A 9,242-nucleotide genomic window follows, 5' to 3' on the forward strand; every position below is an offset into this window, starting at 1 on the left:
TTCAACGGCGAACGCGATCACGTTCACCTCCTGGTCGACTACCCGCCCAAGGTCGCCGTCTCCAAGCTGGTCAACAGCCTCAAGGGCGTCTCCGCTCGCCGGATCCGGCAGGAGTTCACCGGCCGGATCAACCGCTCCGTCACTCACGGGCACCTGTGGTCGCCCTCCTACCTCTCCGCCTCGTGCGGCGGAGCCCCTTTGACGATCGTCCGCCAATACATCGAGCAGCAGAAACGTCCGCTCTAAAGTGCACGTCAGAGCAGTCTTGAGATGCATCCATCCCCGGCGTGAACGCCGGGACTCTCTGTAAGACTCCCGGTAACCGCTGCTGCTGCAAAGGGGAGCCTCAAGAGGCGCTTCCTGAGACTCTCCGCACATCGCAGTGTCACAACCCGCTGCATCCGACTTGCCACCGTCCCCGCCCAGGTGTGCCCTGGAAGGCAGGGGCGAGGAGAGAGGAGTCCTCTCATGGCTCATGCGGCACCCGCGTCAAGCATGCGAACGACCACCGCGACAAGAACGCCGGACGTCTTCGGCGAACGCACCCACCGGATCGCCCAGTGGGCGGTCCCCGGCACGCTCGGACTCGTCTACGGCTACTGGGTCGCGGCCAACAACCGCTCGGGCGACCCGATCACCGGCTGGAACGTCCTGCTCGGCTTCGTGAGCGCGATCGCGTTCGCCGGGCTGTACATGGGCGTCCACGCCCTGGCCCCGCACATGCGGCGCGAACTGCACGCCCTGATGTGGACGGCGTTCGCGGGCTGCGCCTTCGGTTTCCTGTACAGCGAGACCGGCGCGAGCGTCCTGCGCTCGACGGGCATGGCCCTGGCCGTCGCGGCAACCGTCTTCGCGCTGGCCTTCTACCGCTACTACACGCACGAGGACGCGGAGGGACACCGCATCCGCTGACATCCCGGCAAACGGGACACAGGGGACCCGCAAGAGCCCCGAAGAGAACCCACAAGAGCCCCGGCATGGTGGCCGGGGCTCTTGCGTTCCCTCATCCCTCCACTCACCGGCCGACCGGGATCCAGTCCCGGTCACCCGACGAGGTCCAACCCCCGTGCGCCGCCTGTGCGACCTCCGTCTCTCCACAACCAGGAAACACCCGTTCGGGTGATCCCTCCACCGGAGGAACCGAGGGCCCGGCCACTCATGTGGCCCCGCCCCGCTCGCGCGCCCCGCGCCCACCCCGTTGCCTGGTGTCGTGTCCCGAAGCCTGCGGACCGCCGCCTCGGCCGTCCTGATCGCCGTCTCCTGCCTCCTCGCGCCGTTCGGCACGCTGGCGGCCTGGGCGGCGTACGACCTGACGGACACCGGCCGGTACGTCACCACGATGGCGCCGCTGGCCGCCGACCCGGCCGTGCGCGACGCGGTCGTGGACACGCTGGGCGACGGCGTGGCCCGCGAGGCCGGCGTCGAGGACGGCCCGGACCGGCTGTCCATCCGCGACGCCGTGCGCTCCTTCACCGAGACCCGCGCCTACCGCACCGCGTGGGACGCGGGCAACGAGGCCGCGCACACGGCGGTGATGAGGGCGCTGAACGACGACAGCGCCGACCGCGACACCCGCGCCGTGACCATGGACCTCGCCGCCGTGACGACCCCCCTCAAGCGTCAACTCACCGCAGACCACGTGCCGTTCGCGGACAGCGTCCCCGTGGCGCACACCCGTGTCGCGCTCCTCCCGCCCGACGAACTGGTCGCACTCCGGAAGGGCTACCACGTGCTCGACGTAGCCGGTTTCTGGCTGCCGCTGGCGGCCGTCGTGTTCGCCGTGGCCGGCATCGCCGTGGCGGCCGTCCGCCGTCGGGCGATCACGGCGACGGCCCTCGGCACCGCCCTGGGCGGCGCGTTCCTGGGTCTGGCCGTCGCCATCGGCCGGCACCTCACCCTCGCCGACCTCCCCGACGCCGCCCATCGCCCGGCCGCGGCCGCCGTCTACGACGCCCTCACCGCCACCCTGCGCACGGCCTCCTGGATCCTGTTCGCCCTAGGCCTGACCGTGGCGGCGGCGACCTGGCTCACCCACCCGCACTCGCCGGCGGCCCGGCTGCTGCGACGCCGGCGAGGACCCGCAGCGCCCACGCCGACTCCCCCTCCGGAGCCGACGCGAGCCCGAGCCTGACCGCGTCCGGGGTGCGATGCGGATCGACGGCAACGGCGGTCCCCGGCGTGCCGGCGATGCCGGTGCGCGGCGGCAGCCGTTGGCCCTAAGGTCGAGCACATGTCCCCCTTCTCCGCATCTCTCGCATTCGATGACAAAGGCACGTCTCCCACGGATCCGGCCGTCTCCCCGGCGCCCCTGGTCCTCATCCACGGCCACCCCTTCGACCGCACGATGTGGACCCCGCAGATCGAGGCGTTCTCCGCCACCCGCCGGGTGATCGCCCCCGACCTGCGCGGCTACGGCGCTTCCCCGGTCGTCCCCGGCATCACCCTCCTCTCCCGCTTCGCCCAGGACATCGAGGAGTTGCTCGACGACCTGAAGGTGGACGCCTTCGTCCTGGCCGGCCTGTCGATGGGCGGCCAGATCGCCATGGAGTGCTACGCCCGCTTCGGCGACCGGATCCGCGGCCTGGTCCTCGCCGACACCTTCCCGGCGCCGGAGACCCCCGCCGGCCGACACATCCGCAACGAGACGGCCGACCGCCTCCTCGCGGAGGGCATGCGCGGCTACGCCGACGAGGTCCTGGACAAGATGGTCGCCCCCTACGCGGCCCCCGCCGTCAAGGCCCACGTCCACCGCATGATGACGGCGACGCCCCCCGAGGGCGCGGCGGCGGCCCTACGAGGCCGAGCCGAACGCCCCGACTACCGGGACCTGCTGACCCGCGTCACGGTCCCGTCGCTGGTCGTGGTCGGCGCGGACGACGAGTACACCCCCGTAGCGGACGCGCGGGCGATGCACGCGGCCCTCCCCGACTCCGCGCTGCACATCGTCGAAGGCGCGGCCCACATGCCCAACCTGGAGCGGCCGCAGGAGTTCAACGACGCCCTCACGGCCTTCCTGGCCCGGGTCGACGCGTCCTAGACCTGTCCTAGACCATCCTGGACCCCGACCTCATCGCACAGTCCTGGAAGGGAACGGGATGGAGCAGGATGGGGCGGGATGGAACGGGACGGAGCGGGATACGGGGCGCCGGGTCGGGGGAGCACTGCCGAGGCGGCCCCTCGACGGCCCCGGGCCCGGCTGCTCGGCGTCCGGTGCGCGGGGCTGCTGCTGGCGGGGGTGAGTCTGGTCGTCGGGTGCCGGGTCGTCGACACCGACGCGGTCACCCCTGTGCCGCAGGTGCTGGCGTTCCTGCCGTGGCTGCTCCTGCCCGCCGGGATCGGGATGGCGCTGTCCCTGCTCGCCCGCTGGTGGCCGGGGCTGATCTGGGGCGTGGTCGTCGCCGGGCTGCTCGCCTGGTTCGTCCAGCCGTACGGGGATGGGGACGAGCCGAAGGGCCCGGTCGTCGCCGGGCTGCGGGTGCTGACGTCGAACGTCGAGTTCGGGTGGGCGACCGACGCCCTCGTCCCCGTGGTCCGGCGGGAACGGCCGGACATCGTGTTCGTGGAGGAGTGCGAGTACGTCTGTCAGGCGGCCGTGCGCAGGGAGCTCGGCGGTGAGTACCCGTATCGGCAGGCCGTGCCGGGGGACTCCTCCGTCGGGTCCGTCGTCCTCAGCCGGTATCCGCTGCGGGCCGCGGCCACCGTCCCCGGCAGCATGGGCATGCCGGGGGCCGTCGCCGACGTCGACGGGCACGCCGTACGGCTCCAGCTCGCGCACCCCAAGCCGCCGCTGCCCCGCCAGGTGTCCCTGTGGAAGCGGGAACTGGGGCGACTGCGCGACTTCGCCGCCCGGTACCGGGACACCGGTCCGCTCGTCCTCGCCGGGGACTTCAACGCCTCCCAGGACCACGCCGCCTTCCGCCGCATCCTCGACACCGGGCTGCGCGACGCGGCACGCCTCGCCGGGGACGCCCGCGAGCCCAGCTGGCCGAGCAGCACCGCGCCCGCCTTCGGCACGCAGATCGACCATGTGCTCGTGTCGAAGGAGTTCGCGGCGAGCAGCGCCCGTTTCCTCCGCCTCGACGGCACCGACCACCGCGCGCTGCTCGTGAACCTCACCCTCCACCAGGGATGACGGACAGCGCAGGGTGCTCATAATGAGGCCATGTCCCGCGAGTTCCCCATCGGCCTCACCCCTCCCGACTGGCTGGTGCGGAACCTTCGGCCCCAGCAGGCGCCCGTCAACCGGCCCGCCGTCGCCCGCGCCGCGCTCGCCATGACGCTGCCGCTGGTGATCGGCCTGGCGGCGGGACAGCCCGCGTACGGCGCGCTCGCCTCCATGGGCGCCCTGTCCGGCGTCATCGGCGACACCGCCGACGCCTACCGGATGCGGATCCTCAACATCGCGGTCCCGCAGCTGTTCGGGGCCGTCGGCATCACCCTGGGCAGCGCCGTGTACGGGCACGGGTGGACGGCGGTCGCCGTCGTCACCGGCGTGGCGCTGATCTCCGGGATGATCTCGACGATCGGGGCCGTGGCGTCCGTCGCCGGGCTGCTGCTCCTGCTCAACTCCGTCGTGGGCGCGGGGCTGCCGATGCCGGGCCAGTGGTGGCTGGCGTCCGTCCTGATGACCGGCGGCGGGCTGCTCGTGCTCCTCCTCGCCCTGCTGGCCTGGCCGCTGCGCTCCGGGGTGCCGGAACGCACCGCGGTCGCCGCCGCCTATCGCACGGTCGCCGACCTGCTGGCCGCCTGCGGCAGCGACGTCCCCGGCGAGTACGAGGACGCCCGGCACGCCGTCACCCAGTCCCTGAACCAGTCGTACGACCTCGTCCTCGCCCGCCGCACCCGGCACCACGGGCAGAGTCCCGAACTGACCCGGCTGATAGCCCAGTTGAACGCCGTCACCCCGGTGGTGGAGGCGGCCCCCGCCGCCCATCTGAACGGCCGGCCGCTGCCGACGGAGGTCCCGGAGGCCGTACGCCACCTCGCGCGGGCCGTGGAGACCGGCTTCACCGGACCGATAGACCTCCACCTGCCCGCCCCCGGGTCGGAGACGGCGCGCGCCGTCGACCACGCCCTGCGCCACGCCGCCGAGGTGGTCGCGGCGCCCGACATCGACCCGCGGGGCTTCGACGACCGCCTCGGCCGTCCGGCGGCCCTGCGCGTACGCGCCGCCCGCGCGGCCCGCGACGTCGCCCTCTCCGCCGGCTCCTGGCGCTACGGCCTGCGCCTCGCCCTGTGCATCGGACTCGCCCAGGTCCTCGTCTCGACCGTCCCCGTGGCCCGCTCCTACTGGGTGGCCCTGACCATCACGTTCGTCCTGAAACCCGACTTCGGGTCCGTGTTCTCCCGGGCCCTGCTGCGCGCCCTGGGGACGGTCGCCGGGCTGGTCGTCGCGGCGGCGGTGCTGTCGCAGGTGCCGAGGGGCTGGTGGGACGTCCCGGCGATGCTGCTGCTCGCCCCGCTGATCCCCGCCCTGACCCCCCGCGGATACGGCTACCAGACGGCGGCCATCACCCCGGTGATCCTGCTCCTCTCCGACATCCTGAACCACCAGGGCACGGGGCTGCTGCTCCCCCGCCTGGTGGACTCGCTGATCGGCTGCGCGATCGCGCTGGTGGCCGGCTATCTGCTGTGGCCGGAGAGCTGGCACACCCGGGTCGGCGCCCGCCTCGCCGACACGGTCGCGGACACCGCCCGCTACGTCGACGCCGCCTTCGGCCCGGACGTCGCCCCGGCCGCCCGCGCCCGCATGCGCCGCCGCCTCTACCGCGACCTGTCCGTCATCCGCACCGAGTTCCAGCGCGCCCTGACCGAGCCGCCGCCCACCGGCCGCCGGGCCGCGGCCTGGTGGCCGCTGGTCGTCGCCGTGGAACGCATCGTCGACGCGACGACGGCGGCCCGGGTCCGGGTGAAACACGGAGCCGAACCGCCGTCGGAGCGGGAGGTCGGTCAGATCACGCGGCAGCTGCGGGAACTGGCCGAGGGCCTGCACGACACGGAGGTCCTGTACCCCGTCCGCACGGACCTGACCGGCCCGCCCGGCAGCGTCCTGGAACCCCTGCGCCAGGAGGTCGCCGCGGCAAGGGCGATCACCTCACCCCAGCGGCCCTGACGAGCGCTGCCGCTGCTTTCCTCCGACTTGATCCGCCGGACAGGCCCTAGACGCCGATGTCCTCGCCGTCCGCGCGCCACACCGCCACCACCGACGGGCGGACGATCTTCCCCGCGCCGTCCGGCCAGGTGCTCGCCGGCTTCTCCACCGAGGCGCCGTCCGCCTCGCCCGGGTGCTGCACCGCTACCAGCACCCGCCGGTCCTGGATGACGGGACCGCAGGTCTCCGCGCCGGTCGGCACGGTCAGGAACTGCTTCAGCTCACCGCGCCGCGAACCGCGCGTGGCGACGCCGAACAGTCCGTCGTGCGAGCCCAGCTGGCTACCGTCGGTGGAGATCCACAGGTTGCCGTGCGGGTCGAAGGCCACGTTGTCCGGGCAGGAGATCGGGCTGACGTCGTCCTTCGGGAAGCCCGCGAAGTACGTCGCCGGGTCGTCGGGGTCGCCGGCGACGAGGAACAGCGACCAGGCGAACGTCGTGCTCTCCGGGCGGCCGCGGCGCTCGGTCAGCTCCAGGATGTGCCCGTGCTTGTTGGCGTTGCGCGGGTTGGCCTCGTCGGCCTTGGCGTTCGCGCCGACACCGCGGTTGGTGTTGTTGGTGAGGGCGACGTACACCTTGCCGGTGACGGGCGAGGGCTGGATGTCCTCGGGCCGGTCCATCTTCGTCGCGCCGACCTTGTCACCGGCGAGGCGGGTGAAGACGAACACCTCCTCCGCGCTCATCCCCTCGACGTGCGAGACGGCGCCCTTGGCGGTCGCGGTGGCCAGCGGGATCCACTCGCCGCTGCCGTCGAACTCACCGTCGGCGGGCAGCTTGCCGGCGCCGTCGATCTCGACGGCGGGGGAGTCGCCGGTGAGACGGGCGACGTACAGCGTGCCCTCGTCGAGCAGGGACAGGTTGTGCTCGCGCACGGCCCGGCTCGACCCCTTCTTCATGCGCTTGCTGCCGACGAACTTGTAGAAGTAGTCGAACCGCTCGTCGTCCCCGGTGTAGACGACGGGCCGCCCGTCGTCCGTCAGCCGCACGGTCGCCGCCTCGTGCTTGAAGCGGCCGAGGGCGGTGTGCTTGCGGGGCGTGGACGTCGGGTCGTACGGGTCGAACTCGACGACGTACCCGAACCGGTGCACCTCGTTCGGCTCCTGCGCGACGTCGAAACGCTTGTCGAAACGCTCCCACTTGCGCTCGGTGGCCCCGGTGCCGATCCCGTACCGCTTGTCGGTGGCCCGGCTGCTGTTGGCGAAGTACTGGTTGAAGTTCTCCTCGCCGTGCAGCGTCGTGCCCCACGGGGTGGTGCCGCCGGAGCAGTTGTTGAGCGTGCCGAGGACCTTGGTGCCGGTCGGGTCGACGGACGTCCTGAGCAGGTCCGATCCGGCGGCGGGGCCGGTGAGCCGGAACTCGGTGGTGGCGGTGACGCGCCGGTTGAGGTGGTGGCGGGGGACGGCGGTCAGCTTCCCGGTCCGCCGGTCCTCCTCGACCACGACGGCCGTCAGACCGTGCGCCGCCCAGGCCACCTCGACCTGCTGCCGGGTGGGGTTGGCGGGGTCGTAGCCGCGGAACATCAGGATCTCGTTGGTGTACTCGTGGTTGGCGACGAGCAGCTGCCGGTCGCACTCACCGGGCAGCGGCAGCAGCGCCAGGAAGTCGTTGTTGTACCCGAACTGTCCGGCCTGGGCGGCGGCGGTCTGCTTCTCCGGGTCGAAGGCGGGCGCGCCGCGCAGAATGGGCTCGCCCCAGCGGATGACGACGTTCTGCCGGTACCCGTCGGGGACGGTGACCGCGTCGGCGGTGTTCGGCGCGACGGCGGTGAAGCGCAGCCCGCGAGCGCTCCTGCCGGAAGGCTTTCCGGCAGGCTTTTCGGGATGCTTTCCGGACGTCGTCGCCTGCGCGCCCGGCGTGGCGGCGGCGGCCGGCAGCGCGCCGGCGACACCGGCCGTCCCGGCGGCGGCCGCGACGGTGACGACCGCCGCGGTGCGCATCATGGCGCGGCGGCCGAGCGCCCCGACGATGACATCGCCGACGTATGCGTTGTCGCTGGTGTTGGGCACCTCGTGGAAGCAGGCGTCACCACACCGGAAACGGCAGGTCATGGCGGATCGCCCGCCGGGATGCGAGCCGGACGGAGTCCCGATGATCGGCAGTAGCTTGCGCACCTTTACTCTCCCCTTGCGTGCCCTTGGTATCAGCGTGACCGTAGGGGTACGCATGTGCGGATGCGCTGCTGCGGGATGAACGGAAAGTGAATCCCCGGCCGCCAGAAGGGTGTTGGACTTGCGCGGAGGGGGTGCCGAGGCGGTATTGACACACCCGGATTCCTTGCACTCACCCCTGCCCAAGATCACCACCCGGGGCCGCTAACCTTACGTGTCCGTCCTGGCCAGGGATTGACGGGCTTCAACTCACGCGAAGGGTTGCGCACATGGGCATTCTCACTCTCCTGCGGAACGCGTTCGGACGGTCACGCAAGGAGCGGGCCGCCGAGGCGGAGGGTGCGGAACAGGTTCCTTCGCAGGAACAGACCGCTTCCGAGGAGCGGGACCAGCAGTCGAACGGCACCGACCCCACGTCGACGCCGTCGGCGCCGTCCGCGACGGCATCGACGACGACGTCGACGCCTGAACCGACGGTCCCCTCCCCCTCCCCCGAACCCACCCCCAGGCCCACCCCGACGGCCCAGGTCCCGGAACCCCGCCCGGCAACCACCGACGAGCACGACCTCGTCGCAGCAGCCTTCGACAACGTAACGGTCCCCAAGCCGACAAGGTCAGCTGAGGACGCGGCTGAGGCTGACGCCGAGAAGGACAAGCCAACGCCGAAGGCCAAGGCGGAGGAGCCGACGGCCGAGGCGGAGGAGCCGACGGCCGAGGCGGTGACGGCCGAGCCCACAGCGGACGAGCCGACGACCGAGGCGGAGGCGGACCCCACGGCGGACGCCGCGGCCGAGGCGGAGCCGGTGACGGAGCCAGTGGCGGAGGAAGCCGCGCCGGAGGCGGTCGCAGCCGCGAAGGCGACGGAACCGGAGACCGAGGCGGAGGAAGCCGCGCCGGAAGCGGTCACCGAACCCGAGCCGATCGCAGCCGCGAAGGCGACGGAGCCCGAGGCCGAGGCGATTGCAGCCGAGCCGGAGACCGAGG

At 72.5% G+C, this 9,242-nt stretch carries 7 protein-coding genes and 1 pseudogene; 7 read left to right on the plus strand and 1 reads right to left on the minus strand.

Translation table 11 applies throughout. The features are described from left to right. From tnpA to ACIBAF_RS27030, 6 genes are all read left to right on the plus strand, one after another. On the plus strand, positions 1-246 hold a 246-nt coding region (gene tnpA, locus ACIBAF_RS27005), incomplete at its 5' end, for an IS200/IS605 family transposase (RefSeq protein WP_399466372.1). Between the two features lie 222 nt (positions 247-468). Further along, on the plus strand, positions 469-912 hold the full coding sequence (locus ACIBAF_RS27010) for a hypothetical protein (protein ID WP_399466373.1): 444 nt from the start codon (positions 469-471) through the stop codon (positions 910-912). Positions 913-1,210: 298 nt separating this feature from the next. Next, the gene (locus ACIBAF_RS27015; protein WP_399466374.1) at positions 1,211-2,131 is read left to right on the plus strand and encodes a hypothetical protein; all 921 of its coding nucleotides are present in this window, start codon (positions 1,211-1,213) and stop codon (positions 2,129-2,131) included. A gap of 99 nt (positions 2,132-2,230) precedes the next feature. Further along, positions 2,231-3,037, plus strand: coding sequence for an alpha/beta fold hydrolase (locus ACIBAF_RS27020; RefSeq protein ID WP_399466375.1), 807 nt, complete (start codon positions 2,231-2,233; stop codon positions 3,035-3,037). 78 nt (positions 3,038-3,115) lie between these two features. Beyond that, positions 3,116-4,132 carry an endonuclease/exonuclease/phosphatase family protein gene (locus ACIBAF_RS27025; protein WP_399466376.1) on the plus strand — a complete coding sequence of 339 codons (1,017 nt, stop codon included), beginning with the start codon at positions 3,116-3,118 and terminating at the stop codon, positions 4,130-4,132. A 30-nt stretch (positions 4,133-4,162) separates the two neighbouring features. After that, the gene (locus ACIBAF_RS27030) at positions 4,163-6,112 is read left to right on the plus strand and encodes an FUSC family protein (RefSeq protein ID WP_399466378.1); all 1,950 of its coding nucleotides are present in this window, start codon (positions 4,163-4,165) and stop codon (positions 6,110-6,112) included. A gap of 46 nt (positions 6,113-6,158) precedes the next feature. On the opposite strand, the gene ACIBAF_RS27035 is transcribed toward ACIBAF_RS27030, so the two are convergent. Continuing rightward, positions 6,159-8,261 (minus strand): PhoX family protein, encoded by a 2,103-nt coding sequence (locus ACIBAF_RS27035; protein ID WP_399466380.1) that lies wholly within the window; start codon positions 8,259-8,261, stop codon positions 6,159-6,161. Positions 8,262-8,527: 266 nt separating this feature from the next. Between ACIBAF_RS27035 and ACIBAF_RS27040 the strand changes: the two are divergent. Further along, positions 8,528-9,242 (plus strand): annotated as a pseudogene (locus tag ACIBAF_RS27040) (Toxic cation resistance protein); the annotation flags it as partial.

This window comes from Streptomyces sp. NPDC051677 (genome assembly GCF_044453465.1).
GTDB lineage: Bacteria > Actinomycetota > Actinomycetes > Streptomycetales > Streptomycetaceae > Streptomyces.